A 25,238-nucleotide genomic window follows, 5' to 3' on the forward strand; every position below is an offset into this window, starting at 1 on the left:
CCCAATTCATTAGCCGGGTGTGATCTGGCTTGAGCAGCAAAGCTCTAAACGGGATCGCTTTTTAAGCGAATCTTCCTCATCCCCTAAGCTTGGCAAAGGGTTTCATGGGCAGGATACTAGCGCTGGGCTGGAGGTCTTCTAGTCTGGCTTCGAGGTCACGGACGCGGTTCCAAAGATTGACGATCAGTTCGTCTGATTCAACCAGTCGCGAAACAGCATCGTCTCGTTGTGCCTTGAGGTTGGCGATGGTCTCGATTTTGCTTCGTGAGGCTTGGCGGGCTTTAAGACGCAGCTGGCGTTCAGAGATTGGGCGCTCTTGGCCGCTTGTCGCAAGGTAGGCTTGAATCTCCTTTACCAAGCCCGGGAATCTTGCCTTGCGAAGCGCCGAGGGATCGCAACCGGCCTCCTTGGCAACATTGTTTTGGCTTACCAGACTGCTGGCTGGCAAGACGTTGGGCACGCCAGCCTTCAGACGCTCAAAGGCCTCTCGGAAGTTGGCTTCAGCGGTTTTGGGCTTGAACGTGGGCATGGTACTTTTCGATTGAACGCTTCTCGGATTGGAGCGCACGGTAGCGCGGCGAGTCAGGGTGAACTACAGCAAGTTGAGCATCCAATGACTTATCGTAGCGATTGATGTCGTCAACTTTAGTCACGTCAAGCAACAGGTCGGGGCAGCCCTTGCCGTTACTGCCGCCGAGGCATTGCGTGATGGACTCAACTCCGCCATACGGGCAGGGACGTGCATTGAAGCAAAATCCCGCTCGGATGCTGCGGGCGCTGACTTCGCCTCTTTTGAAAGACTTGATGAGGGTGGCGGCATCTTTCTCGCTTATCAAATTGACGATGGAGGCCTTGCGTGTCTCACCCAGGGGACTGGCGAACTGGGGGCCTGAGATGGATTGCATGGCACGTGCTTGCTCCTCGTATATGGTCTGGATATAGAGGATTCGCACTTCTTCATTGAGCGCCAAGCGCGAGTGGTGACGGCCGTAGTAGAGAGTCATTTCACGGCTCTGATGTTTGAGTTGCAGTTGCAACGATGAGTCATCAACCTGGCCCGAGCTCTGCATGTTGACTGCCCCAGTGCGGCGCAGCTGATGCCAACCGAAAGGCCAGATGGCCCCTACCTTGAAAACATCCGGATTTAAGGTTGGCGTAATCATTCGCGCGATTCGCAAATCCTCTTCGGTGATGGTGATCTGCGCCGGGTCCAGGAGCATGGGATTAGAGGACAACACTTCTTGGTACGACCTTGGCACTGGCCTTGTGCCGTAACTTTTGTGCTTGCCCGAGCTCCAAGGCTCGTACTGGTAGGAGATGAGATAAGGGTTGGCTTCGTCTTCTTCTGTGATGCCAAGGCCGCCGCGCTCTCGGCCGCAGAGCATCCTCAAGGCGGCAATGTGCTTCATGGCGTCGATAGCAAGTGTCGCGCTCTTGGACATCCGACAAGCTGCGTACGCGCATGAGGTGCACTTCCTGGAGGACACCGCAGTCACGATAGGAGGCGTGCGTTTCCTGAGCGCCACTCTTTGGACCGACTTCGAATACTTTGGCGAGGAGCTTCGCCATACCGCCACGCTGACAGCGCAGCGCTACATGGCCGACTATCGACTGGTCACGAAGAACTGAGAGAGGTCCCCACGCTTCGCCCCCTCTTTGGCAACGACCGCCCGGCGCCTGATGTGCAGACGCAACCTATTGTCGAACTGCAGCACTGGCGCATCTTGCAGGGCGGCAGCGGCTCGCTGCACATCGCCGCACGGCTTGCATCTGGGTCCTTCCGATTGACCTCGATGCTGATCGCCATCGATCTTCAGCGCGCCCAGCTTAGGACGGAATCCGGTCGCTGCTATCACCTCATCGTTGTCAGACCGGCAATCCGTACTGATTTCGAAGACTCTTGTCGAACGCGGATTCAGGGACGAAACGGCGCAGGAGACTGACCCGTCGCGCCATTTTTCCCGCCGCGTAGCGTGTCTTTGGAACGATCGTGGTCGCCGCTTCGACAATCGTCCCGGCGACGACTTCCGGGGCGTCGCCGGCTTCTATCGCTTTCTTATTGATCACATCCATGCTGGCGCGCGTGGCGTCATAGATGTCAAGCAATAGGTCTGGCTTGGCGAGGTTGTCTTCAAATGCCGTCCTTGTATAGGCGGGTTCGACCAACACGACACGAATGCCAAAGGAGCGAAGCTCGTGGTCAAGCGATTCAGAATAGCCTTCGATGGCATGCTTGGTCGACGCATACACGGCGGAATAGGGAGCCGGGATCAAACCCAACACCGAACTCACATTGATGATTCTGCCTTTTCTCTGCTGGCGCATGGCCGGTAGCACCGCCCTGGTCACGCGTAGAACCCCGAAGACATTGACATCGAATAGCGCCTGCGCCTGGGCCGTCGAGGACTCCTCTGCGGCGCCAAGCAAACCCATGCCGGCATTGTTGACGAGCAGATCGATGCGGCCGGCCTCGGCCATGACCCGCTCGACCAGTTTCGCCACGGACTCATCGTCGGTAACGTCACAGGCCAGCATAGTAATACCGTCGGATCTCTCCGCGGCGGCGCGGCGGCTCGTTCCGAACACCCGAAAGCCCGCATTCCGCAAGGCTTTGGCAGTGGCGAGACCGATGCCAGAGGATGCGCCGGTCACCAGGGCGACGCCAGGATTAGTCGTATTCATAAGGATTGCTTCCTTTTTCTTTACTTTCAGAGGGATGGACGTTTCTTTAGTGAGGCCGAGCATCAGCCCGGTCACTTCCCGTCGTGGAGGGGCTTCGTTCGAGGCTTCTTTTCGCAGGGCTGAAAGGACACTACTCGCCCCATGCCGCGATCCGTTGTGCGATCGTCTCGGGGGCCTCGATGTGCAGGAAGTGACCGACGTCAGGGACGACTTCCAGCGCGTGCGATGCGGCGAACCGATGTCGGTCGTCGACCTGCTGGGGGAGGATGCAGCCGTCGTCTGCACCGTGGAGCTGCAGCAGGGGCACCGCGATCGGCTGAGACAGGCGGCGCATCGCCCCAAGCATGCCGGGCCGCAGCAGCCCTCGGTAGTAGCGCAAGGGCGCAGGCATGCTCGCCCGCAGGGTCTCGTGCAGCTCCGCCTGGACAGCTGGATGGAGCGAGAGGCCGGGCGACCACTGACGCCATAGGTGGTCGATGAGGGCGAGATCTCGGGCGCTGACGATCCAGCCGCTTCCCGGCAGTTGGAAGAGCCCCATGTACCAGCTGCGGCGTAGCTGAGTGAGGCGCGGCTGGCTCAGAAACGTCAGTGGATGGGGGAATGCCATCGTGACTGCGCGGTCGATCCGCTCCGGCGCGGTGACGCAGACATCGTAGGTGATCGCGCCGCCCCAGTCGTGGCCAATCAACTCTACGGCTCGCCCGGAAGACCAGCGGTCGATCAGCGCGAGCACGTCGCCGGTGAGGGCTGCCATGTCGAACGGCCCCGCAGTCGGGGACGGGGCGTAACCGCGAAGCCAGGGGGCGAGGACGCGACGTCCACGGCGACCGAGCTCGGCAAGAAAGGGCTTTGCGGTCGGCGGATGGTCCGGGAAGCCGTGCAAGACAAGTGTCGGCCGACCGTTGGGATCACCCCCCTGCAGCGCGTGAAAGCTGCCGTGCGGCAGGTCGAAGGTGACGTGTTCGAACTCCATGTGTGTCTTCTCAAACCAGCATCGACTGCTGGGCGAAGATGCCCGCCATCGCGCCCTGCGAGGACGCCTGGGTGACCGAAGGCAAGAAGGGGGTGGTGAGGTCGCCGGCGGCGTAGATGCCGGGCGTGCTGGTCTGGCGGCGCTCGTCGACCTTGAGGACGATACCGGTGGGCGTATCGACCGTGGCCAGTCCCAGTGATGCATGCAGGCTTGCGGACGGCTTGTTGCGCGGATGCGCGAACAGGACGTCGACCGCGATATGGCTACCGGTATCGAGATTGACAGTGGCGATATGGCCCTTCTGATGGGCGATCTCGACGATCCGGCCAAGGGCGATGGGGATGTTGCGGCCCGCCAGGTCGGCCTGGACATCCGCTGGAATGTCGTGGCCATCGGCGAAGACAGTCAACTTGTCGGTCCAATCGAGGAACAGCCTGGCCTGATTATGAGATTGCGGGCCGGACCAGACGAGGCCCCAATGCTGGCCGGCGACTTCGAAGCCGTCGCAATAGGGGCAAGGCACGATGGACGTGCCCCAGCTTTCAGCAAAGCCTGGAACAGCGGGCATCTGGTCGACCACGCCATAGCTCAGGATCAGGCGGCGCGCCTTGAGGGTTTCGCCATCGCCCGTGAGGACGGAGAAATCGTCGATGGCGCCGGAGATGCTGTCGGCCCGGGCGTTGACCAGCTTGATCGCGGGATAACGCGCCAGTTGCTGCCGCGCCTCGGCCAGGATGTCCAGCGGCGGCTTGTGATCGTGGCCCAGCAGGCCATGCGAGTGGCCGGCAAAGCGATTGCGTGGCAGGCCGGTATCGAGAACGGTGACCTTGCGGCGGGCACGGCCGAGCTGCAGGGCGGCGGCGAGGCCGGCAAAGCTGCCGCCGATGATGATGACGTCATTCATGGTGATTGGCTCCATGTGGTTGATTGAAGGGAGTGGGCTGTGCTTTGCCGTGGGCTGTGCGTGACCGAGGCTGGCGGTGGAAAGCGCGGCCAGTGTCAGCAGGGCTCGTCGTTGCATAAAAGCCTCCTTGTGATGCAGGCCGGCGCGCCATCGTGCATCGATATGCGCCAGAGACGCGCAGCGCGCAGGGTTTCGGCATCGGCCGGAAAGTCGCCCCAGAGCGTATTGACTGGCCGGACGATGCGGCATTCATCAAATGCCCAATCTTTGCCAAACAGCCGGTCACCGTGCCCAGGCCCGCGCTGCCGGCCACGCCTTTCCATGCGAAAACGTGAAAGACAAGACCGCCGAGGCCTTCGTCCAGCGTGGTGATACTTATGTCCAGTGTTCATGTCAATCCCCCCTTGCGGTGAAAGAGATGCATCGATGATCCGCTTAACGTAGTTGTCAGGCGGGATCATGCTCAGCGCCCAGTGATACTTGACTCGGTTTTCGAGCGAGAACTTCAATCGGGATGATTCGCCCTTCGGAAAAGCCGCGAGACGAGTTCGCCATGGCCTGGGCCGCGATCTCGCGGTCCATCAGCGCCGCCGCGCGCCTGGGCGGCTTCCCGCCGCGCTCGGCGAGCGCGCGAGCGCGCGCGCCGGCCGCCAGGGTTTCCTCCAGCGTGCTGTGCAATCGAACGATGTCGAATCCTGCCTCCAGCAGGTCGCGCCGCGTCTCCTCCGGCGTCGCGAGGAAGCTGGTGCTGGCGCTGCGAGCCCAAGGCGCTGGATAGTCGAGTTCTGCGCCTTCGCCCTTGGCAACCTCCGAGAGCACCAGCCAGCCGCCCGGCTTGAGCACCCGGAGAATCTCTCGATAGAACGCGCCCTTGTCAGCGATGTTCATCGACACATTCATCGAGTAAGCGCCGTCGAAGCTGCGATTGGCGAAGGGCATTGCCAGGGCATCGCCCACCTCGAACGTGATCCGGTCGTCGAGGTGGAGCCGCTGCGTGAAGTGGCGGGCTACGTCACAGAATTCCGGCGTCAGATCAATCCCGGTGACCCTGCAGCCGAATCGGTTGGCAAAGTAGCGTGCGGGCCCGCCGATTCCGCTGCCAATGTCCAGAAGGTGGTCAGAAGCGGTGACATGGACCAGGTCGGCAACTTCCACGGTCGCCTCCAGGCCGCGACCATGAAATTGGTCGTATTGCGCAAGCGCCCCCACGCTGAGGTGATCGGGGTCCAGACCGTCCTTCGCCAACGCTGCATTGAGACGTGAGAGAAGGTCGCCTGTGCCGTAGTGTCCGGAAACTTCGCGATGGGTGCTCATTGAAATCGTCCTTTAACGGTGACGTTGAACGTTACGTCGATGCAGTGGCAAGCCACTTTGGATCGGCGTTGTTGATGACTGCCATAGACACGGCAAGCGTTGCGTCGACGTGCTCAAGCATGATGCTCTCCGTCCGCGAGCCGTGCGGCGAGCGCTGGCGTCGCTTCAGCACGCGCTTGCGCCGGGGTGTCGCGCGGGATGCGGAACCAGGCGGCATATAGTGCAGGCACGAAGACGAGGGTCAGCCCCGTAGCCACCACCAGGCCGCCCATGATCGCGATGGCCATCGGCCCCCAGAACACGCTGTGCGTGAGAGGAATCATCGCCAGCACCGCGGCCGCGGCCGTCAGCACCACCGGGCGCGAGCGGCGCACCGTGGCGTCGACGATGGCGGCCCAGGGCGCGATGCCGCGCGCGATGTCCTGATCGATTTGGTCAACCAGGATGATCGAGTTGCGCATGATCATGCCGCTCAGCGCGATCACGCCCAGCAGCGCAACGAAGCCGAACGGCGCGTTGAACAGTAGGAGCGCCGGCACCACGCCGACCAGCGCCAGCGGCGCCGTCATGAACACCATGAACAGCCGCGAGAAGCTTTGGAGCTGGATCATCAGCAAGGTCAGCATCACCGCGAACATCGCGGGGAACACGGCGAACAACGCCACGTTGGCTTTGTCGCTCTCCTCGATCGCGCCGCCATCCTCAATGCGGTAACCCGCCGGCAGGCTGTCGATGATGGGCTTGAGCGATGGCCGGATCTTCGCGGCGGCGTCCGGGCCTTGCACGCCATCGACGACGTCGCTGCGCACGCTGAGCACCATGTCGCGGTTTCGCCGCCACAGCACCGGCTCCTCGAAGCTCGGCTCGATGCGCGCGAGCTGCGACAAGGGCACGCTCACCCCGCTGCGCGTGAAGACCTGCAGATCGCCGAGCTGGCCGATGCTCCTGCGCTCCTCGGGCGTAGCTCGAACGACGACGTCGACGAGTTCTTCGCCGCGGCGGATCTGCGTGACCGGCGCGCCATCGAGCGTCGTTTGCACCAAGCTCTGGATGTCGGCGCTGGACAAACCGAGCAGGCGCGCCTTGTCCTGGTCGACATGGACCTGCACGGAGCGCACTTGTTCGTTCCAGTCGAGCTGCGTGTCGCGCACCAGTGGGCTCTGGCGCACCGTGTCGCGCACGCGGTAGGCGATCTCGCGTACCTGGGCCTTGTCGGGCCCGATGACGCGAAACTGCACCGGAAAGCCCACCGGCGGTCCGAACTCCAGGCGCTGCACGCGCGCCCTGACGTCCGGAAAGGCCTCGTCCTTGTCGAACAGATCCCTCAGGCGCGCGCGAACGCGCTCGCGCTGCTCGGTCCCCGCCGTCTTGATGACAAACTGCGCGAACCCCGGGTTGGGAAGTTCCGGATCGATCGACAGATAGAAGCGCGGCGTGCCGCCACCGGTATAGGCGGTGAAGAACTCGATGTCGGGATCCTTGGCGAGCCGGGTCTCAAGCAGCTTCACCTGGGCGGACGTGGCGGCGAACGACGCCCCTTCGCGCAGGCGCAGGTCCACCAGCAGTTCCGGCCGCGAGGCGGTGGGGAAGAACTGCTGCTGCACCGCCAGCATGCCGGCGCCGGCCATGGCGAAGACCAGCACGGTGATGGCGAGCACCCACGCCCGGCGATGCACCGCCCAGTCGACGATGCTGCGCAGCCGGCGGTAGACAGCCCGGTCGTAAGGGTCGTGGTGGGCGCCCTGACTGTGTCTGGAGGCCAGGTTCTTGGGCAGCAGCAACACGCCCAGGTAAGGTGTGAAGATCACGGCCACCAGCCAGGACAGGATCAGGGCCGTTCCCACCACCCAGAAGATGCCGCCCGCGTATTGGCCGGCGATCGACTTGGCGAAGCCCACCGGCATGAAGCCCGCGGCCGTGACCAGCGTGCCGGTCAGCATCGGAAACGCCGTGGAGGTGTAGGCGTAGGTGGCTGCGTGCAGCCGGTCCCAGCCTTCTTCCAGCTTCACCACCATCATCTCGACGGCGATGATGGCGTCGTCCACCAGCAGCCCCAGTGCGATGATCAAGGCCCCGAGCGAAATGCGATCGAGGTTCCAGCCGGCGGCATACATCACCGCTGCGACCAGCGCCAGCACCAGCGGAACCGACGCGGCGACCACGATGCCGGTGCGCCAGCCCAGGAACAGGAAAGAGACGGCCAGCACGATCGCCAGCGCTTCCAGGAACGAGCGCTCGAACTCCCAGACCGACTCCTCCACCACGCGCGGCTGGTCGGCGTATTGCTGGATCTCGATGCCGGCCGGGATCTCTTGCTTGATCTGGGCGAGCCGCTGTTCCAGCGCCTTGCCGAAGTCCAGCACATTGCCGTTTTGCTGCATGGTCACGCCGATGGCCAGGACCGGCACGCCGTTGTGGCGGATGCTGAAGCTGGGTGGGTCTTCATAGCCGGTGCGCACGGTGGCGATGTCGGCCAGCCGCAGCAACTGCCCACCGACTTCCAGCGTCACCTTGGCAACGTCCGCGGCGCTCTTGAGCCCTCCGTCCACGCGCACTTGCACTCGGTCGTGCGTGGCGTCGGCCGAACCGGCCGGTGTCACCAGGTTCTGGCGCGCCAGCGCCTCGAACACCGCCGTCGGCGCGATGCCGAGCGATGCCAAGCGCCGGGTCGACAGCTCAACATACACGCGCTCGGCCTGCTTGCCCAGCACGTCCACCTTGCCGGCACCGGGCACGCTCTGGAAGCGGCGCTTCACGTCCTCGGTGATCGCCAGCAGTTCGGCCATCGACAGATCGGGGGCGCTCAACGCATACAGCACGCTGTAGCGGTCGTTGTACTCGTCGTTGAAGAACGGCCCGCGCACGCCCTCGGGCAACTCCTGGCGCATGTCGCCGATCTTCTTGCGCGCCTGGTACCAGGCGTTGTCCAGCTCAGCCTTGCTGCTGCCGCCCTTCATCCACAGCGTGATGGCGCCGTAGCCCTGCCGCGAAAAGCTGCGCACGTACTCGAAGTGATCGAGCTCTTGCAGGCGGCGCTCGATGCGGTTGAGCACCTGGTCCTGTACGTCCTGCGCGGTGGCGCCGGGCCACACGACAATGGCCGTCATCTGCGGCACGTCGAAGTTCGGGTCTTCCAGCCGGCCCAGGCGGCTGAACGAGATGCTGCCGACGATGAGCGTTAGGATGATCAGGAACAGCACCATCGGCCGGTGCGTGACCGCCCACTCAGAAAGGTTGAAACGCTTCATCGCTGGCTCGTCTCGGAGGAAAGTGTCGGGTCGGTGCCGGGAGCGCGATCAATGGCGCGCACGACCATGCCCGCATCAAGCTTCTGCGCGCCGCTGCTGACCACGCGGCTGCCTGCGGGAAGGCCGGTGACCTGTACCGAGGCATCGTCCGAGCCCACCACCTGCACGGGGGTGAAGACCAGGCCCGTGCCCTCGGCATTCAGGGCCCACACGCCCGCCGAGCCGCTCGCCTTCACGACTGCGGTAACGGGCACGATGACGGAGGCTGGCCCCGCAGAGGGAGGAGCGGACAGATGCAGCTGGATCGTGCTCCCCAGGGGCAGAGCGGCGAGGGAGGCCTGCGCTGGCGGGGCGGCAGCGTAGCGCACGCGGAACGTGCGCCCCTGCGCGCGGGCCAGCGGCGAGGCTTCGCGCAGCACCAGTGGCAAGGGGGCGGTTGCGTCGTGCCAGGCGGCGGCTGTGGCAGTCAGCGTTCGCACCCGGCCGATCCATTCCTCGGGGAGGTCGGCGACGACCTCGCGTGCGCCATCGCGGGCCAGCGACATCACCGACTGGCCTTCGGCCACAACCTGGCCGTTCTCGAAACGCACGGCCGTGACCACGCCGGCGTAGGGCGCCAGGAGCGTCGCGTAACCGGATCGATTGCGCGCCACCTCGAGTTGCCTGCGTGCCTGGTCCAAGCGCGCCGCAGCCGCGTCCGCGCGCGCCTTTTGCCGCTCATGGTCTGCGGTTCCCACCGAGCCGTCCGATAGCAGTCTGCGAAGCCGCGCCTCGTCCGAGGCTGCCTGCTGCGCATCCACCAACGCGGCCTGCACGGCATCGCTGGCGGCGCTCGCTGCCAGTTGATAGTCGGCCGCATCCAAACGGGCGAGCGGCTGGCCGGCCTTCACGGTATCGCCGACGTCTACCAGCCGCTCCACCACCTTGCCTGCGGTGCGAAAACCCAGATCGGTTTCCACCCGGGCTCGCACGGTGGCTGTGAATGTGCGCGTTTGTGCGTGATTGGACGGCGAGACCGTTGTCACGAACACGGGCTTTGCGGCTGCGGCCGGCGCGGGTGGATCGCCGCACGCGGCGAGCAGCACGGAGGCAGCAATCGCTGCAGGCAGTGCGAATGAGGAGATGCGATTCACTTAAGGGGCCTTTCTGGCGTTGGATGCGATGGCGGCATCGGCGACAGCTGGCGTGAAGCCGCCGCCAAGTGCCTTGTAGAGCTGAACGTCCGCCAGCGCCTGCTGGAGGCGGCTGTCTGCAAGGGCGAGCTCGCTGGCGAGAACGGAGCGCTGCACGTCCAGCAGTGCCAACAGATCGGCCTGCCCTTCGCGGAGCAGCGACTGGGCACGCTGCAGAGATCGGCGGCGGTGCTCGACCGTGCCGGCCAAGGCTGCGGCGCGCTTGGCTTCTTCTGCTCGCAGGAGCAGGCTGTCTTCCACCTCCTGCACCGCGACGAGCACGGACTTCTGCCAGGCCAGCAAAGCCTCGTCAGCCCGCGCCGACTGCGCGCGGATGCCGGCGTCGATGCGGCCAGCATCGAAGATCGGCGCTGCAAATGCCAGTGCCACGTTCGAGAAACGCACCGGTGCGAGGTCCAGGGCATTCAGCTGAAGGTCTTGGCGGCCCGTCAATGCGCTCAGGAACAGCTTGGGCCACCACTGTGCGCGGGCTTCGCCGGTGCGCAGTGTTTCGGCGGCGACACGCGCTTCCGCGGCAATCAGGTCCGGGCGGCGTTTCAGGAGCTCGCTGGGCTGGCCGCTGCCGATGTCGCGAACCGCTTGCCAGACGAACGCGGGGTCGACCTCGACAACAGAGATCGACGGACTGCGCCCCAGAAGCACGGCCAGCCGTGTCTGGGACGTCCCGGCCAGCATTTCCAGCGGCGGGATTTGTGCATCGAACGCGTCGGCCTCGGCGCGCGTGCGGTCGAGGTCGAAGGCGCTGGCCAAGCCTTCGCGCAGCCGGCTCTCCACGCGGCTGGCGGTGTCTCGTTGCGCCTTCGCCAAGGCCTGCACGATGCGCAGCCTCTCCTGGGCGCTGCGCAGGACGAAGTACTGGCGCGCAACTTCGCTGGTTACCAGCAGGCGAGCGCCTTGCACTCCTGCAGCCGCCGCCGTGGCGTCGGCCTGCGCTGCGTCGCGCGCAGCCCGCACGCCCCCCGCCAGGTCGACCTCCCAGGCCACGTCGATTCCGGCGCGCAGCGCACGCGTGTCGGGCATCCCTTGCTTTACGGAATCAGGCAAACCGCTGCTGCTGCGCGATGCGGAAGCCTGCACGCCCACCGTCGGCCACAGGCGGGCGGCCTGGGCATCCGCGCCTGCGCGGGCCTGGGCGACGCGCTGGAGCGCGATGGTGATGTCGTGGTTGGCGCCAAGCGCCTCCTCAACCAGCGCGGTGAGAGTGGAATCTCCCCAGACGCCCCACCATGCAGCGTCGGCGTCCGTGCCTTCCGCCTGTGCCGCATGACCGTGAGCGAAGCCGGCCGTGAGGGGCACCGAAGGCGTGGGAGCTTGCACGGTGGGGGTCGAGCACGCTGACAGCACGGTCAACGCCGCGAGCGACAGGAGACGTGTTGCCGGGAGGGTCGGCATGCGGTTACGCCAGGAGGAGGAATTCATGAGTCGATATTTATTGGACTTTCAGGTATAGTAATGTGCGATTTATTTATTGAACTGTCAAGTACAGCAAATTTCATGGCAGTGCCTCCATGCCTAGTGACCCGCTGCGGCAAGCGCATACGGCCATGTGCTCAGCGGATTGCGTCGCTTGATGAGATGCACTGGCTACTTGATCACCCCGGCAAGCCAGGGATCCGACGAGACGCCCCCGTACTGTTCGACGAGAAAATCTATGAAGGCCCGCGCGCGCCGGGGCAAATGCGCACGGCTTGGAACAGCTGCATAAAGCCGGTAGCCCGCCGCTGACCAGCCCGGAAGAACCCGCTGTAAGGTGCCCAAGCGAAAATCCTCGAACACGTTCAGTGACAAGGCGCCGGCGATACCGCAGTGACCGCGAGCCGCTGCGATCATGACCTCGGGATTGGGCGAGCCCACGGGCGCGCGCCGCACCCGAAGTGATATCGAGGTCCTGGTGCCATCTTCGCGAGTGGAATGAAAAGTCCAGGCCTTGCGTTCCAAGGCAGTATCTGGAACGAGCAAGGTGTGCAGGTCCACGTCCTCGGGATTGACAATCGGAGGATGCCGTGCGAGGTATTCCGGCGTTGCGCACAGTACGACGTCCGTATGCGCCAGTAGCCTGGCGACAAAGTCACCTTTGAGCGGCTCCGGGCCGGGGATCAAGATGGTGACGTCCGCTGCGTCGTCAGGTGCCAACGCCCACGGCTGCGAGAGGGTCAGGTGGATATTCAGCGCAGGGTGGCGTTGTGTGAAGCGGGACACAAGCCGCGCGAGACTGGCAGTGAGGAATTCCTGTGGCGCTGCCACGCGCAGCAGGCCGCGGATCGTGTCAGTCGCTTCCGTTGCTTGGTTGTTGGCGTCATCAATTTCTTCAAGGATGGGGCGCACGCGCTCCAGGTACTGGGCACCCGCACTCGTAAGCGACAACGCGCGGGTGGTGCGAGTTAGAAGGCGGCAGTTCAGCGCCTCCTCTAGTTCACTGACTAGGCGGGTGACCACCGACTTGGCGACATTCAGGGAGCGCGCGGCACCAGCGAAGCTGCCTTCGTCCACAACCTTCACGAAGGTGCGCATGCTTTTGAGTTCATCCATCGTTGGTCCTTTCCTGCTGCGGCGCGCGGTTGTCGCGCGTACGAAAACGATTCACTGGTTACGCACTAGACTTATCCGGACGCGACGCCAAAGCGCAACCCATTCCGCAAATCTTCCGCTGCCTGGGAGACGAATCACCACCTCAAACACTGCGAAGGAATCCAGCCTTCAGGTCAATTCCATTCGCCTTGTCGCCGCTTTCGTTGCTGTCTGTGGGGGCGCCGCCCGGGTCGATGGAATCGCCGTCGATCCTGTCAAGGCTGGGAGCACGCGCACACCCGAGGAAATCCTGGCCGAAGCCACAGAGGTTTCTGCGACGTCCAGAACGAATCCGGCCGTCTCGCGTGCGATCGCCGCCCCGAAGTACTGAACTATCAAATCGCAGCACCTGCGCCGTGTGACCGTACAAGCCGTCCGCAGCGGGCGGACTCCTTGAGTGAGATCAGCCGCGTGCAGCGCTGCGTTCATTGTCAGGAGTGGGGCGAAAGGCCGATGCGGAGATTCGCAATGCCTCCAGCCTTTCTCTTTTCGCCGAAATTCCGCTTCGTGAGTCCCGACGGGCGGCTGCAGGGGTGGGTTTGATGCGTTCATTCGACCAAGCCGGACGAGGCCTTTCATGCAGACGAGCTCGTTTCCGGAGGTGGTTCCCGGGCCGAAGTAGACCGTGCTCATCGCCTCTCGCGCAGCCCGTTGCTGCGAGGTCCAGGCGATCGCTCTTTGCGTCATAGAAGTTCCTCGGCGCGTGTCAATTTACCAGACTACATGTCCAATAATGTGTATGAACTATAGTGGACTGTCAAATCCAATAAATCTGCTCATGGCCCGACTTATAGCTCCCACCCCCACTCTCAATCCCAAGCCTCAACGCGGGCGGCCACGCGATCCCGAGCGCGTCCGGCGCATCTTGGCAGCGGCTCAAGCGCACTTCAACGAACATGGCCTGGAGCGTGCAAGCGTAGATGCCATAGCCGCAGACGCCGGTGTTGCCAAGATGACCGTTTACAGCAATTTCGGCTCCAAGGAGAGGCTGTTCCAGGCTGTCGTGCGTGACAGGACGGATTCGGTGGTGGCTGGTGTGCCTGGCGGGGCGTTGGACCCGGACCAACCGGAGAAGGCACTGCTGGCGATCGGCACCCGGTTTCTCGCACTTGCGCGCGGGGACGACGCCCTGGGCGCGATGCGCTCTGTCTACGGCGTAGCGGGGGCGCAGCCGGAGGTCTGCCTTGGGTTCTACAAGGACGGCCCTGAGCGTGTGAACGGCGAGCTGGCTGCATATCTGCGCCGTGCCCACTCGGCAGGCACGCTGAAGGTGCGGGACCCGCTGCAGGCGGCGGACTTGTTCCTGTCGATGTTTCTGGGCTCTGGGCACATTCGCGGGCTACTGAAACTCGATATGCCGGATACCCGAGAAAACAAAGCTCTTCTGCGTGAGGCCGTGCGGGTCTTTTTGGCGGCCTACGGCGCTTAGACTGCACCATTTGGCCTGAGGTTGCGAGCAGACGGCGGAGGCAAAGATCTCTGCATGTGTGCGGCCGACCTCGCGATTGGGGGCAGCCTGCTGGTGCTCTCGGTGCACGCTTGGTCATCAATTGGAAGCACACGGCATTTTGGTCAGCGACTCCCTAGCGCCGGTCGCGGTCCTGCACTCGTTGAACACGAGCTTGGATCTGAAACCAGCAGAGGACAAACGCTTTCCTCCAACTCAATCAAGTGAGGCGTTGGCCGTTTTGATGAGGCCAGCGAAGCGCACTGATTCGGATTGGATGTACTGGGTGAATTGATCACGGCTTGGGGCGAATGCTTCGTAGCCGAAAGAGAGAAACTTCTCGCGCACATCGGGCTCGGCCAGAGCCCTTTCGATGTCCCGCTGAATCTTGTCTGCCACGACCTTGGGTACCCCCTTGGGCGCGGCGATCGCGGTCCAGCCGCTGACCTCGAAGCCGGCGGGGCCGCCGGCTTCTGCAACGGTGGGGACATCTTTATATGCGGGGAGCCGGCTGGGGCCGGCCACCGCCAGGAACCTCAGCTTGCCCGCGCGGTACAACGGCCCTGCAGTCGCGCTGCTGCCCAGTGCGTAGGCCAGTTCGCCGGTGGCCACGCCCGTGTACAACTGGCTGGTTTCCTTGTAGACGATGTGCTGCGTCTCGATACCCGCGACGGTATCAAACAACGCCGAGCCCAAATGCACCGGATTCCCAATCGACCAGGAACCATAGTTGAGCTTTCCAGGCTTGGCCTTGGCATCGGCTATGAGATCCCCTACGTTTTTGTACTTGCTGTCCGCTGCTGTGGTGACGAAGAAGTATGTCTTGAACAAAGGAAGCAGCGGCTCGAAATCCTTCTGGGGGTCGTAGGGCAGCTTCTTGAACAGGTGTGGGTAGGCCGAGAGGTGGACGTTGTCCAACTGGATCAGGTCGTGACCATCCGTGGCCCCCCGCTTGAAGGCATCGATGGCGATGAAACCATTGCCGCCCGGCCGATTTTCCACAACCACCGGCTGTCCCCAAGCACGCGTCAGTTTATCGGCCACCAGGCGTACCACCCCTTCGGGACCGCTGCCAACTGGGAAGGGTGTGATGATGCGAACAGGCTTGGTGGGGAAGTCCTGTGCTTGCGAGAGAGCGGGTAGCGCGATTGCCGCGCAAAGGAGGAGCGCGCAGCGGCGCAGCAGAGAAATGCGGTGGTTCATGGGTAAGTGATCGAGAGGGGACTGGTGAAGGCGCTTGAACCGGTCGGCTTCGTCGGTTCAAGTGCCATGGCTTGTCTGTCGCCCGGTCTTGCCGTCAAGGCGCCGAGCAGGTGAAGTTTGCTGCGTCATCCGTGCTCCCGGCGCCCTTGTACTTGGCCACCTGCGGGTAGGGACACAGGGGACGGGTCTGGGTCACGGCCCCATTCACGATCTTTGACGCGGTGATATCGGCAGGTGCCAACCCTTTCTCAGACCAGGCCATGAGGGCACGGAAGATGTCTGTCTTCGCCTCCATGGGGACGGCTCCGCTTGCCCTTTGTCCAAATTCGGAGGGACCGGCGCCACCGCTGCAGTGGTTCATGCCAGGGACCATGTACAGCCTGGAGAAATCGCGAGAAGCTCTGACGGTCTGCTGGACTCGTTCGTAGTACCGCACAGTGCCTTGCGGCATGATGAGGTTGTCGCTCCAGCCGTGGTACATGATGAGCTTGCCACCTCGCTGTTTGAACGCGGAGATGTCCGGGTTGTCGGTCGCCATGACCGGCCCCACCATTTCGGCGTTCTTGTTGAAGAATGCCTCGTAGTTGGCAAGATTGAGCGTTCTCCAATCCCAGGTGGGGTCGAAGTACACCCAGTACCGAGCCTGCTCGATGGGAATGGGGAATGACTCCGCTCCGGCCAATGCAGTGAGGTCGGCCCCCCGCTCTACACCGGGCCAAAGCAACTGGCCCGCAGTGTTGCGTGCGCCGCCCCAGATTTTCTGCAGTGCGGTGGCTTCGCCGAGGGCCAGGCAGGTTCCGTCGGCGGAAGAGCAGTCCGCCCGTGTGATCTGGTTGTCTTGCGCCGGGTCGTAATTGCACGAGCGTGGATCGCGGATCACGCCATCCGTCACGCCGTCCGCAGCGTCACATGCGGCGACAGCGCGCTGGGTGGCCAATTCGCGTTTTGCTGCGGACAGAGGCCCTGCGGCTTCGGCCTGCATCACCACCTGTGGCCAGATCTGATAGGCCTGGAACCTGTCCCAGTGGATCGCGGGCGCGCCCGCAAGGATAGCGTCGTAGTCTGCAGGGTAGCGCTGCGCCATCATGAGCCCTTGGCGTCCACCGGTCGAGCAGCCGTACCAATATGTGCGGACGGGATCCTGGCCATAGAAGGCCTTGACCAACTGCTTGCCAACCACCGCCATCAGGTGTTCCGACCGATGGGCGAAGTCATTTTGCAATTGAACGTTGGGCTTACCTGGCGACTCCATGCCGAAAGCGCCGGAGAGAAAGAACCCCGTATGGCCGGTGTCCGTGGTCGCTCCAGCGAACCCCTGCCGGACAGAATCAACCGCCGGGACGAGCTGCGAAGACCCCGCATAGACACCGTTTCCTTCAGCCCGGAACCGGCCGTTCCAGGAAGTAGTAGGCAACGAGACCCAGATATTGACCTGCGGATCCACTTTCACTTTGACAAGGCAATACGGCTTGTCCGATGCGGCAGTGCCCGTCGTGCCGGTAGTCACCTCCAAAATGCTCACGGGCGCATCGGCAGTCAAGAGTGTGGATCCGATACCCTGCATGCTGCAGGCTCGGATGGGTTGAATGGAAATGTTGTTGCTGACGTTGGGAAGACTGTCGCCCTCGCTGCCGCTGCCGCAGCCGCCCAGTGCAGCGGCCGCAAGGCCGACGATCCCTGCGCGCGTCTTCCATGAATTCGGGTTTGTCTTCAAAGTTGCCTCCTGTGCAATAAGGGGCATTGCACAGCGAGGCGCTTGGCACGTCTTACAGATTCCAATCGCAATTTCACAAAATGCGCATCGTCCAGGGGAAACACGGATGGGGCATTGCGTATAGCAGCTATCTAAAATCGGTATGCGCGAACAGGAGCATCGGCGCAACAATGAGCGCCCTGGCTTCACCGAAAGAAAGTGGCGTCCATGAGCGACATTCCTCGCGAGAGAGTGCAGGTCAATCCCCACGGGGAGCGCAGCCTGCTCACGGCGCGATTGGCTACGCAATGGCAGGGCTTCGCGCTGGGATGGGTGGAGGCGCCCCCCAAGGTCGAGGCGGGTCGTTCCGAGGTGGGTAGGACGACGCTGGCGATGCTGGATTGCGGCTACGCTCAGGCCGAATTCGCCTCAGGAAGGAAATCCTTCCAATACGACCTAAAACCCGGTGCCATGGGCTTGTTTGTTCAAGGGACCCCGATCAACCGGCTTCGGTGGGAATGCCGAAATGTTCGCAGGATCATGGTGGAGGTGGACCTGGCCGCCCTGTCCGAGTTGGGCATGGAAATTCCTTCGCGAATGCCACCTTGGCAAACAGAGTTTGAATTTCACGATGATGGCCTCGCGGCGGTCCTTCGCATGATGGCCAGCGAAGCCGCCAACGGGTCACCGAATGGTCAGCTCTACGCCCAATCCCTCTCCGTGGGGGTGGCAATGCGGCTGCAACAGCGGGCAGCCAACCGGGGCAGTCTTCACGCTGAACGTGGAAAACTCAGCGCAGCGCAGGTACAGCGGCTGGACGAGTGGATCCACACCCATCTAGGCCAAGACATCTCGTTGCCGCAGCTCGCGGAGTTGGTAGGACTCAGCCCCGCACACTTTGTCCGGCTGTTTCGAAACACGGTTGGCTATGCACCGTACCATCATGTCCTCAGGAGCCGACTGGCCTGGGCTCGCCAGCAGCTGCAGGCAGGCGATCTACCTATTACCGCGATTGCTGCAGAAGCGGGGTTTTCGAGCCAAAGCCATCTGACAACCGCGTTCAGGCGCGCATATGAGGTTACGCCAGCGCAAATACGGCGCCAGAAGCAAGTTTTGTCTGCGCAGCATGAGATTCGATAGGTCCCGCGGCCGACATATGGCATATGCGCGACGCTCAACAAGTACTCATTGGCATGATAGTTGGGGTGCCCCACGGTCACGCCTTCGCGCGCTAGTTGCCGCCATACCTTGTCGGCGCCATAAACCTGCATGTTGGCCTGCCAGACTCGTTGAATCTGCGGCACCAGCAATTCGTCGCGTTTCGCTCTAGCGCAGCGTTTGTGAGGCTCGCGCACCAGCGCGGCGTGGCGCCGATACGCCGACGGGGCAACCTGCAAGACCTTGCAGAGCGGCTCGACCCCGAAAGCATTGCGCTGCTGGTCGATAAAGGCCCTCAAGACTTGAGCCGGCGGTCGAGCTCCGCCTGGGCGAAAAACGCGCTGGCCAGCTTCAATATCTCGTTGGCTCGGCGCAATTCTTTGACCTCGCGCTCCAGCTCCTTGACCCGCTGGGCTTCGGCTGTGGTGACGCCTTCTCGCGTGCCTGCATCAACTTCGGCACGCTTGACCCACTCGTTCAGGGTCTGCGGCACGCAGCCAATCTTGGGGGCAATGGATTCGATGGCAGCCCACAGGGATGGGTACTCCCCGCGCTGCTCCTGCACCATTCTCACTGCGCGCTCACGCACCTCGGGCGAGAACTTGTTCGTCTTCTTCATGGCTCAATCCTCTCAGAGTGTTGAGCCTCCTCAAAAATGAACTGACCCCCAGAAGTTGGACAAACTTCAAGGGGCTTCATGAAGAAGTATCAGACAGAGTTCAAGCTCAAAGTGGTCAAGAGTTTTTTGGCTGGGGACGGTGGGGCAAAGCTGCTGGCGCGCCAATGGTCTGTGCCTGAGGAGAAGATCCGCACTTGGGTGAGCCACTACCGCCTGCACGGCATTGACGGGCTGCGCCCCAAGCGCAGCACGTACAGTGCGCAGTTGAAGCTGCAAGTGCTGTCCCATCAGGATCGCGAACAGCTCTCCAGCCGCCAGGTCGCGGCGATCTATGACATCCGCAATCCCAACCAAGTAGTGGTCTGGCGACGCAATCTCGATCAAGGCCGCCTGCAAGCTATTGAGAACGAGAAAGAAGAGCGTCCCAAGATGAAGCTGGAAGGCCGCTGCGCAGCGCCGTCGGACAAGGTTGCCGCCGACGCAACGCAAACCCTACGAGAAGAGAACGAACGACTGCGCGCCGAGGTCGCGTACCTAAAAAAATTGCAGGCCTTGATTTGGTCGAAGAGATCAGCTGCGCCGACAAAGCGCGTCTGATTGCCGGGTTGAGGCATCACCATAAATTGGCATACCTGTTGCAGGTCGCAGGCCTGCCACGCAGCACGTTCTACTACCAATGCCAAGCGAGCCAGCGCGCCGACCAGCAAAGCGCCTTGGAGGCCAGGATTCGTACTGTCTATGACGAGCATAAAGGACGCTACGGCTACAGACGGATCACGGCCGCGCTATGCAATGCTGTGGTGGAACCGATCAACCACAAGTGCGTGCAGCGTCTGATGCGCAAGATGGGGCTGCGCGCGTTGATTCGGGTGAAGAAGCGATCCCGGCATGTTCTAGGCGTCAGCGATGCGCACGTGCCGAACGTTCTACAGCGCGACTTCCGTGCGACCGCACCAAACCAGAAGTGGGCAACCGATGTCACCGAATTCAATGTGAATGGCCACAAGCTCTACCTGTCAGCTTGCATGGACCTCTACAACGGCGAGATCGTCGCGTACCGCATGGCAAGGCGTCCGGTCTTCGAGATGGTTTCCAGCATGCTCGAGGCAGCGCTGGCACGGACCGCTTGCACGGGGGAACTGATCGTCCACTCGGACCAAGGTTGGCACTACAAGATGCAGCCCTATCGAGCGATGCTTGTGCAACGGGGAGTCAAGCAAAGCATGAGCCGAAAGGGCAACTGCTTTGACAATGCGGCAATTGAGAGCTTCTTCGGCACCCTCAAGGCCGAGTACTTCCGGCTTGCTGCGCCCGACAGCCTTGATACGCTCGAAGCGGGCGTGCATGATTATATTCACTACTACAACCATGAGCGCATCAAGCTCAGATTGGGCGGACTCAGCCCGGTGGGATACCGACTGAGAAACAGCGACTGATTGGCGGCAAGGTAACCGTCCAACTTCTGGGGGTCAGTTCAAAACCGGGGCGATTCAATATGACTTTTCACTGGCGCTAGAGCTCGGGGTGTCAACGAAGCCATCAGGGCCGCCATTGCGCTTGATCTCTCTGCAGATCGTCGACGGTGCTCGCCCGAGCCGATTTGCGATGGAGCGAATCGATTCGCCTGACACCATTGCCCGCGAGATATCCTCGCGCTCTGCCAACGTCAATGCAATTGCTGCACGTGATCGCTCAGGTGGTCGGAATCCACCTGTCTCTGCGAGTATCCGATGGATCGATGAGTGGGCACGATCGAAGAGCTTGCCGATCTCATGCAGCGTCCAGCCTTGTTTCCAGCGCTCCCACATCAGCGCCTTCTGGGCATCTGAATAGTAGATTCTTGGTCGCTGTTTCATTTGCAACACTCCTTGCGCCTAGGCGGTGGTTAGTGTGTTGCATCGACCGGTTGAATCCGCACTGCAAAGCCGTCACTCGCCATCACTCTCTGTACCACTCCCTGGGTTTTCCAAACCCCGCACTTGCCCCTCTTCCAACTGCGATTTCAGCGTTGCAAGTCCCTTGGCAGCCCGCCGCCTCATGACAAACCCGGCCAGGGGAAGCAGCAGCCAGCGAACCCCACGGCTGCGATTGCGGCTGAACAAGCGCCAGGTGAGCGTGCAAGAGGCCTGCGGGGTGGCATTGATCGAAATTTCCATTCTTGGTAGCAATGGCTGTAACTGCCCCTCGGTCGCAAAGAAGTGCGGTGCGCGCGCCTCGCGCACCCTCAGGGTGATCCGACGGCGGCCTCTGAGCGGTATGCGCACCGTCTCAAGATAAACCTTGCCCCGCTCGCCGTGGGCCAGTGCGTTCAGCGACGTGATGGCAACAACGCCCGGAAACCATTCGCTGAAGCGCTCCATGTTCGATATGTGCGCAAACACCTCGTGTGCGGAGCGGCCCACAGTGACAGTCTTTTCCACCAGCAAATACATAACTGAATCCTCCTTGAAAACCCATGCTAGGCTGTAGAGCCAGGTCTACAGTCAAGGAAAATTTCATGCGCATTTCCGAGTTGGAGGCTCGCACCGGCGTGGGCCGCCATGCGCTTCGTTTCTATGAGCGCGAAGGCGTTCTGGTGGGTGTGCAGCGCGGGGCCAACAACTACCGCGAGTATTCCGAGGCGACAGTCCGGGATGTGACCGTGCTGCAGCAGCTGCAGTCGCTGGGCTTTTCGCTGCAAGAGATTCGTCCGGTGCTTGGGGCGATGCGCGCCAAGAGCATCGACTGCGCGAAAGGAGCGCAACTGATGGCAGACAAGCGTGCGGCCATCCAGGCGCAGATTGCCCAACTGCGAAAGGTGAGCAAGGTGCTGCTGCGCGAACAGCAGCGCTTGCAGGACCGCGCGACGCGGCACCTGCAGTCCTAGCGGCGAAGGTGCGCGCTGGTTGCGGGCGGGGATCTGCACGCCCCGGATGCCGTCCAGCCCAGCGTTCTGGCAGGCCTGACAGGCTCGACAGCAGCGCGCACAGCTCGGCGCACGAGGCCGAATCGCCTCCCACGCCGTTGTACTCCTGTTCGAACACGATGGAGGCATTGAGCGCGAGGAGCCAGCGATAACGCCACATGGGTTGACTGACAGCAGGCGAGCGGTGCCGCCGACGGAGAGTGTGGGGCGACCGCCGGGACGTGGTCGAAGGGGTATGGCTGAGTGCGGTTACCGACTGCATGCCGCAATATCGGTTTCACCCGCGCTGCATCGGCAACGGAGGTCTGCGGAAGTCGCTCCCACGCCAGTTCATGCGAACAGCTCTGCCACCCTCTCCAGGAATGCCTGCATGTTCAGCTCGGCATCCAGCGTTTCGCGGGCGATAACGTCGGCGTTCCCGTGGCGCACGCCGTACTCAATGCGCAGCTGCATTTGGCCGTCGTCGTCCAGCCCGTTTTCGTAGCCCATGCGGAACATGCGTGATATGTCGCCACGGCGAGCCAGTGCCAGGAATCGATGCTCGTCAAGGCCCGTGATGGGTGGAAAGCAAAGGCACACCACAGCTATTGCGCCCTCGCCGGCCTTGCCGGGCAGAGTGACCACATGGCATCTGAGGCCGTCCGGGGGGATGCGTTCTGCGACAGGCAAGGTGGAGGCCTTGTCTTGCCACACGCGCGTGAGCTCGGATGCACCATCCGGACCTCCGAACCGGCCCCAAAAGCCACCTGGGTCTTTGCGCAGGTCCTGGTGCAAGGCTTCGGTCACTTCATAGTGGTGACAGCGCCGCCCGCGCGGGTCGGGGGTGTGGGACTGCAGCGATGCAGGAATAGGGCGCAGTGCGGCCCGCCAGGCAGCTATGTCGTTCCAGCGGACCAGTGGCGGCGTGTGGGCCAGCGTGGCGCGCACGGCCGCCAGGGTCTCGCGTTCCTGAGGCGCGCGCCAATGGTTGCTGTGCTGCCAGTGGTCCTCCAGCTCGCGGGCGATGTTGGCTGCCTGTGGGTTGCCATAGAGGTGGGCGATGACGAGGCGCTGCGCATGCGGGAATACCTCTTCACGCAGGCTGCGCGAGCCGTCGGAGCCGTCCGGGCGGCCCGACCAGGTGTAGGCGTTGCGGTAGGGGGTACGCACCGTGTCGGCGCTGGCGTCATTGAGCAGTTGGTCCAGCCCATGCAGGTCATTGCACAGACCCGCCAGGGGCAGCACGCGACCACATACCAGCGCGAGGACCGCAGGCAACTGCGCCAGGCGTTCGAGTGTCCAGCGGTGCAGGGATCCCGGCCCGGGCTCGAAGAACGCCATGCCCAGCTCGAAGGCGGTGTCCTGATGAGGCGCAGGACCGAGGGCTTGTGCCAGCACAGCGGTGCAAGCGTCATGCCACACACGCAGGGTCAGGTTCAGCGCTTCATAGCGCATCAGATTGACGGTCAGCACCTGGCGCACAGCACCAAGCTGTCGGGCGAGGACGATGGGCGCGTCGGGCTTGTCGGGTGGTGCAGCTTCCAGCTCAAAACCGCTGCCTGCCATAGCGCGCGCCAGTGCAGGGGCCAAAACTTCTCGCACCTCGCTCTCGCCGCGCAGCGCGTCTGGCGGGAGCGCCCCCCAGGGCAGCTTTTCGGCGGGCGCCACAGGCGTGGCGGCTTGCGCGAACTCGGTCGGCACTACCCGGCCGTCGGGCAGAAAACCTACGCCCAGCGTCGCGTCATACGCAACCAATCCCAGTGCACCGGCAATCTCCACAGCCGCCCGGTATGCAGGCATCTCATCCACGTTCGGGAGGTCAAACTGCCATGCCGCGCGACGGCAGGCGTTGGCCTGCTGCAAGGGCGTGGTGCGGCCCGTGTTCTTGAAGCGATCCTCGAACCGCAGCGCGAACTCGACAAAGCGCAGGTTCTTGCCATCGGCACGCGCGTGCAGTAACTCGCGCATGGCCTCCAGCGCCGCAAAGCTCTCAGGCAGCGGCAGGGCATGGCGCTGGGGGTCGAAGAGGTGAAGGCTAGAGGGCATTGCGGAGCTGGTACATAGTGATAGAGCGCTGGCTCTCGCAGCTTAGCCGCTATCACGGCCTGGCAGATTCGCCGCAAGAGATGGACTGCACGCTTGCGTCGCGTGGCAGCATGCCGGCCTCCCGCCCTTCCTGTTCGTGCACTCCCTGGGCTAGTTCGCAGCGCAGGCGGCGATTCTGGACCGAGCATCCACCTGGTCTGGTGCCGTCCTGTCAGGCTCCACCGCTCTCGACCTGTTCGCCGCCGCCGTGGCCAACGCCCCCGCCGACGCGCCCGCCGGGCTCGCGGCATTCAATGCGGACTTTGAGCACCGCACCGGCTACGAATGGCTGTCGTGCGACGCTGCGGAGGTCGATGCCTACGTCGCAGACCCTTGGTGCGGCTGGGACATGCCCGACGACGTGATCCCCTCGCTTTTCGCGCCTGCGCCCTGGCTGGCCGACCCCGCGCAGCTCGCGCGCATCCGCAGCGACCTGCCCATCCTCATCGCATCTGGCGACGCAGACCCGCTGGTCGCAAGCGGGGTGTTGATTCAGCAACTGGGGCAGCGGTGTCGGGATGCCGGTGTGACCGATGTGATGGTCAAGCTGTACCGCTGCGGCGCGGCATGAGATCTTGAATGAGACGAATCGGGATGAGGTGACGGGGGATGTTGTGGCGTGGCTGTGGGAGCAAAGTGAAGCGGCGTAGTCAGTGCTCGATGCCTGTTATAGGCTGGTTGCAGTCATAGGCTGATCGCAAACGAATGAGTACTATCGGCCAACACCAGCCGGTGGCAGCTAAAGAAAGCGGACGCTCAAATTCAGCGGCAGGCGAAGCCAGTCCGCTGCAATGACGGGTTAGGCCTCAGTAGCACCGTTGAAAGACCGCAGCCTTGATTAGGGACATGCCCTAGTGAATTCATGGTTTCGCTTCTAGCCGTTAGAGAGGTAGTAGCAAACGGCGCGCATATTCACGAATTTGAAGTAGTCGTTCAGACTCAATGCTGCCAATCTCCAGCAGCTCTTCAACGGGGATGTACGCGACCTCTTCGATAGAAGTTATGCCAGATATTGCAATGGCGGTAGCCTCTTCTCTCGCTAATTTGAGCCTATTCATAAGCAGCTCGACTGTCTCCTGCTCCTCGCTATTCATGACACCTCCCAATTTTCTACTCGCCGTTGGGCTGAATGACTGCTTCGCAGCTTTTGTCTGGATGGCGGCTCGGGGCCCAGAGCCGCCATACAGCTAGAAGCTCCAAAGCCGCCACTCAGCCAGCTGCAAGTGCTTAGGCCGGCGAGTCCAACGGACTGGGGGTTCCTGGGGCA

Annotated in this window: 20 protein-coding genes, 2 pseudogenes and 1 other annotated feature; of the genes and pseudogenes, 6 read left to right on the forward strand and 16 right to left on the reverse strand. The window is 62.7% G+C overall.

All coding sequences use genetic code 11. From position 1 onward, the window contains the following. Positions 1-76: 76 nt before the first annotated feature. Together KW835_RS21545 and KW835_RS21550 are read right to left on the reverse strand one after the other, a co-directional pair. The gene (locus KW835_RS21545; RefSeq protein WP_218386234.1) at positions 77-529 is read right to left on the reverse strand and encodes a hypothetical protein; all 453 of its coding nucleotides are present in this window, start codon (positions 527-529) and stop codon (positions 77-79) included. Further along, positions 501-1,442 carry a hypothetical protein gene (locus KW835_RS21550; RefSeq protein ID WP_218386235.1) on the reverse strand — a complete coding sequence of 314 codons (942 nt, stop codon included), beginning with the start codon at positions 1,440-1,442 and terminating at the stop codon, positions 501-503. The genes KW835_RS21545 and KW835_RS21550 overlap by 29 nt, the downstream gene beginning before the upstream one ends. Between KW835_RS21550 and KW835_RS21555 the strand changes: the two genes are divergently transcribed. Continuing rightward, positions 1,435-1,629: a hypothetical protein gene (locus tag KW835_RS21555; RefSeq protein ID WP_218386237.1), complete on the forward strand. Its 195-nt coding sequence runs from the start codon at positions 1,435-1,437 to the stop codon at positions 1,627-1,629. The genes KW835_RS21550 and KW835_RS21555 overlap by 8 nt on opposite strands. A 237-nt stretch (positions 1,630-1,866) precedes the next feature. Here KW835_RS21555 and KW835_RS21560 read toward each other — a convergent pair whose 3' ends face one another. The 8 genes from KW835_RS21560 to KW835_RS21595 form a co-directional block, all read right to left on the reverse strand. Beyond that, positions 1,867-2,757 carry an oxidoreductase gene (locus KW835_RS21560; RefSeq protein ID WP_370633668.1) on the reverse strand — a complete coding sequence of 297 codons (891 nt, stop codon included), beginning with the start codon at positions 2,755-2,757 and terminating at the stop codon, positions 1,867-1,869. A 55-nt stretch (positions 2,758-2,812) separates the two neighbouring features. Next, the gene (locus KW835_RS21565) at positions 2,813-3,655 is read right to left on the reverse strand and encodes an alpha/beta fold hydrolase (protein ID WP_218386239.1); all 843 of its coding nucleotides are present in this window, start codon (positions 3,653-3,655) and stop codon (positions 2,813-2,815) included. A gap of 10 nt (positions 3,656-3,665) precedes the next feature. Then, positions 3,666-4,559 carry an NAD(P)/FAD-dependent oxidoreductase gene (locus KW835_RS21570; RefSeq protein ID WP_218386241.1) on the reverse strand — a complete coding sequence of 298 codons (894 nt, stop codon included), beginning with the start codon at positions 4,557-4,559 and terminating at the stop codon, positions 3,666-3,668. A gap of 447 nt (positions 4,560-5,006) precedes the next feature. Next, complete coding sequence (locus KW835_RS21575) at positions 5,007-5,873, reverse strand: class I SAM-dependent methyltransferase (RefSeq protein WP_218386242.1); 867 nt, start codon at positions 5,871-5,873, stop codon at positions 5,007-5,009. 113 nt (positions 5,874-5,986) lie between these two features. Further along, positions 5,987-9,121, reverse strand: coding sequence for an efflux RND transporter permease subunit (locus KW835_RS21580; RefSeq protein ID WP_218386244.1), 3,135 nt, complete (start codon positions 9,119-9,121; stop codon positions 5,987-5,989). After that, entirely contained in the window at positions 9,118-10,254 is a 1,137-nt protein-coding gene (locus KW835_RS21585) for an efflux RND transporter periplasmic adaptor subunit (protein WP_218386246.1), read from the reverse strand. The genes KW835_RS21580 and KW835_RS21585 overlap by 4 nt, the downstream gene beginning before the upstream one ends. After that, on the reverse strand, positions 10,255-11,733 hold the full coding sequence (locus KW835_RS21590) for an efflux transporter outer membrane subunit (RefSeq protein ID WP_218386260.1): 1,479 nt from the start codon (positions 11,731-11,733) through the stop codon (positions 10,255-10,257). A 165-nt stretch (positions 11,734-11,898) separates the two neighbouring features. Next, positions 11,899-12,843 carry a LysR family transcriptional regulator gene (locus tag KW835_RS21595; RefSeq protein ID WP_218386261.1) on the reverse strand — a complete coding sequence of 315 codons (945 nt, stop codon included), beginning with the start codon at positions 12,841-12,843 and terminating at the stop codon, positions 11,899-11,901. 904 nt (positions 12,844-13,747) lie between these two features. Here KW835_RS21595 and KW835_RS21600 point away from each other — a divergent pair. After that, positions 13,748-14,311, forward strand: coding sequence for a TetR/AcrR family transcriptional regulator (locus KW835_RS21600; protein ID WP_255593787.1), 564 nt, complete (start codon positions 13,748-13,750; stop codon positions 14,309-14,311). Positions 14,312-14,545: 234 nt separating this feature from the next. Here KW835_RS21600 and KW835_RS21605 read toward each other — a convergent pair whose 3' ends face one another. Continuing rightward, positions 14,546-15,532, reverse strand: a complete 987-nt coding sequence (locus KW835_RS21605; protein ID WP_218386265.1) for a tripartite tricarboxylate transporter substrate binding protein — start codon at positions 15,530-15,532, stop codon at positions 14,546-14,548. A gap of 94 nt (positions 15,533-15,626) precedes the next feature. After that, positions 15,627-17,246 (reverse strand): tannase/feruloyl esterase family alpha/beta hydrolase, encoded by a 1,620-nt coding sequence (locus tag KW835_RS21610; protein ID WP_218386267.1) that lies wholly within the window; start codon positions 17,244-17,246, stop codon positions 15,627-15,629. A 207-nt stretch (positions 17,247-17,453) separates the two neighbouring features. Here KW835_RS21610 and KW835_RS21615 point away from each other — a divergent pair, with 207 nt between their 5' ends. Further along, positions 17,454-18,365 (forward strand): helix-turn-helix domain-containing protein, encoded by a 912-nt coding sequence (locus KW835_RS21615; protein WP_218386269.1) that lies wholly within the window; start codon positions 17,454-17,456, stop codon positions 18,363-18,365. 71 nt (positions 18,366-18,436) lie between these two features. Here KW835_RS21615 and KW835_RS21620 read toward each other — a convergent pair. Then, positions 18,437-19,002: pseudogene (locus KW835_RS21620) on the reverse strand (transposase); the annotation flags it as partial. Continuing rightward, positions 18,608-18,724 (reverse strand) — a sequence feature (AL1L pseudoknot). It overlaps the preceding pseudogene by 117 nt. 78 nt (positions 19,003-19,080) lie before the next feature. Between KW835_RS21620 and KW835_RS21625 the strand changes: the two are divergent. Then, positions 19,081-20,438, forward strand: a protein-coding gene (locus KW835_RS21625) for an IS3 family transposase (RefSeq protein ID WP_370633669.1) whose coding sequence is annotated in 2 segments (ribosomal slippage) — positions 19,081-19,558 and positions 19,558-20,438 — 1,359 coding nt in all. Because the reading frame shifts where the segments join, the coding sequence is not laid out codon by codon here. 96 nt (positions 20,439-20,534) lie between these two features. Here the strand turns inward: KW835_RS21625 and KW835_RS21630 are convergent. Together KW835_RS21630 and KW835_RS21635 are read right to left on the reverse strand one after the other, a co-directional pair. Then, a pseudogene (locus KW835_RS21630) lies at positions 20,535-20,858 on the reverse strand (helix-turn-helix domain-containing protein); the annotation flags it as partial. 72 nt (positions 20,859-20,930) lie between these two features. Next, positions 20,931-21,434 (reverse strand): SRPBCC family protein, encoded by a 504-nt coding sequence (locus tag KW835_RS21635; RefSeq protein ID WP_218386271.1) that lies wholly within the window; start codon positions 21,432-21,434, stop codon positions 20,931-20,933. 65 nt (positions 21,435-21,499) lie between these two features. Between KW835_RS21635 and KW835_RS21640 the strand changes: the two genes are divergently transcribed. Next, entirely contained in the window at positions 21,500-21,868 is a 369-nt protein-coding gene (locus KW835_RS21640; protein ID WP_218386272.1) for a MerR family transcriptional regulator, read from the forward strand. Between the two features lie 369 nt (positions 21,869-22,237). Here the strand turns inward: KW835_RS21640 and KW835_RS21645 are convergent, their stop codons facing one another. Further along, positions 22,238-23,932 (reverse strand): hypothetical protein, encoded by a 1,695-nt coding sequence (locus KW835_RS21645; protein ID WP_218386274.1) that lies wholly within the window; start codon positions 23,930-23,932, stop codon positions 22,238-22,240. Positions 23,933-24,140: 208 nt separating this feature from the next. On the opposite strand from KW835_RS21645, the gene KW835_RS21650 reads away from it, so the two are divergent. Then, a complete protein-coding gene (locus tag KW835_RS21650; RefSeq protein ID WP_255593789.1) occupies positions 24,141-24,542 on the forward strand; it encodes an alpha/beta hydrolase in 402 nt (133 codons plus the stop codon). Positions 24,543-25,238: the final 696 nt, after the last annotated feature.

The organism is Acidovorax sp. sic0104 (assembly GCF_019219095.1).
GTDB lineage: Bacteria > Pseudomonadota > Gammaproteobacteria > Burkholderiales > Burkholderiaceae_C > Acidovorax.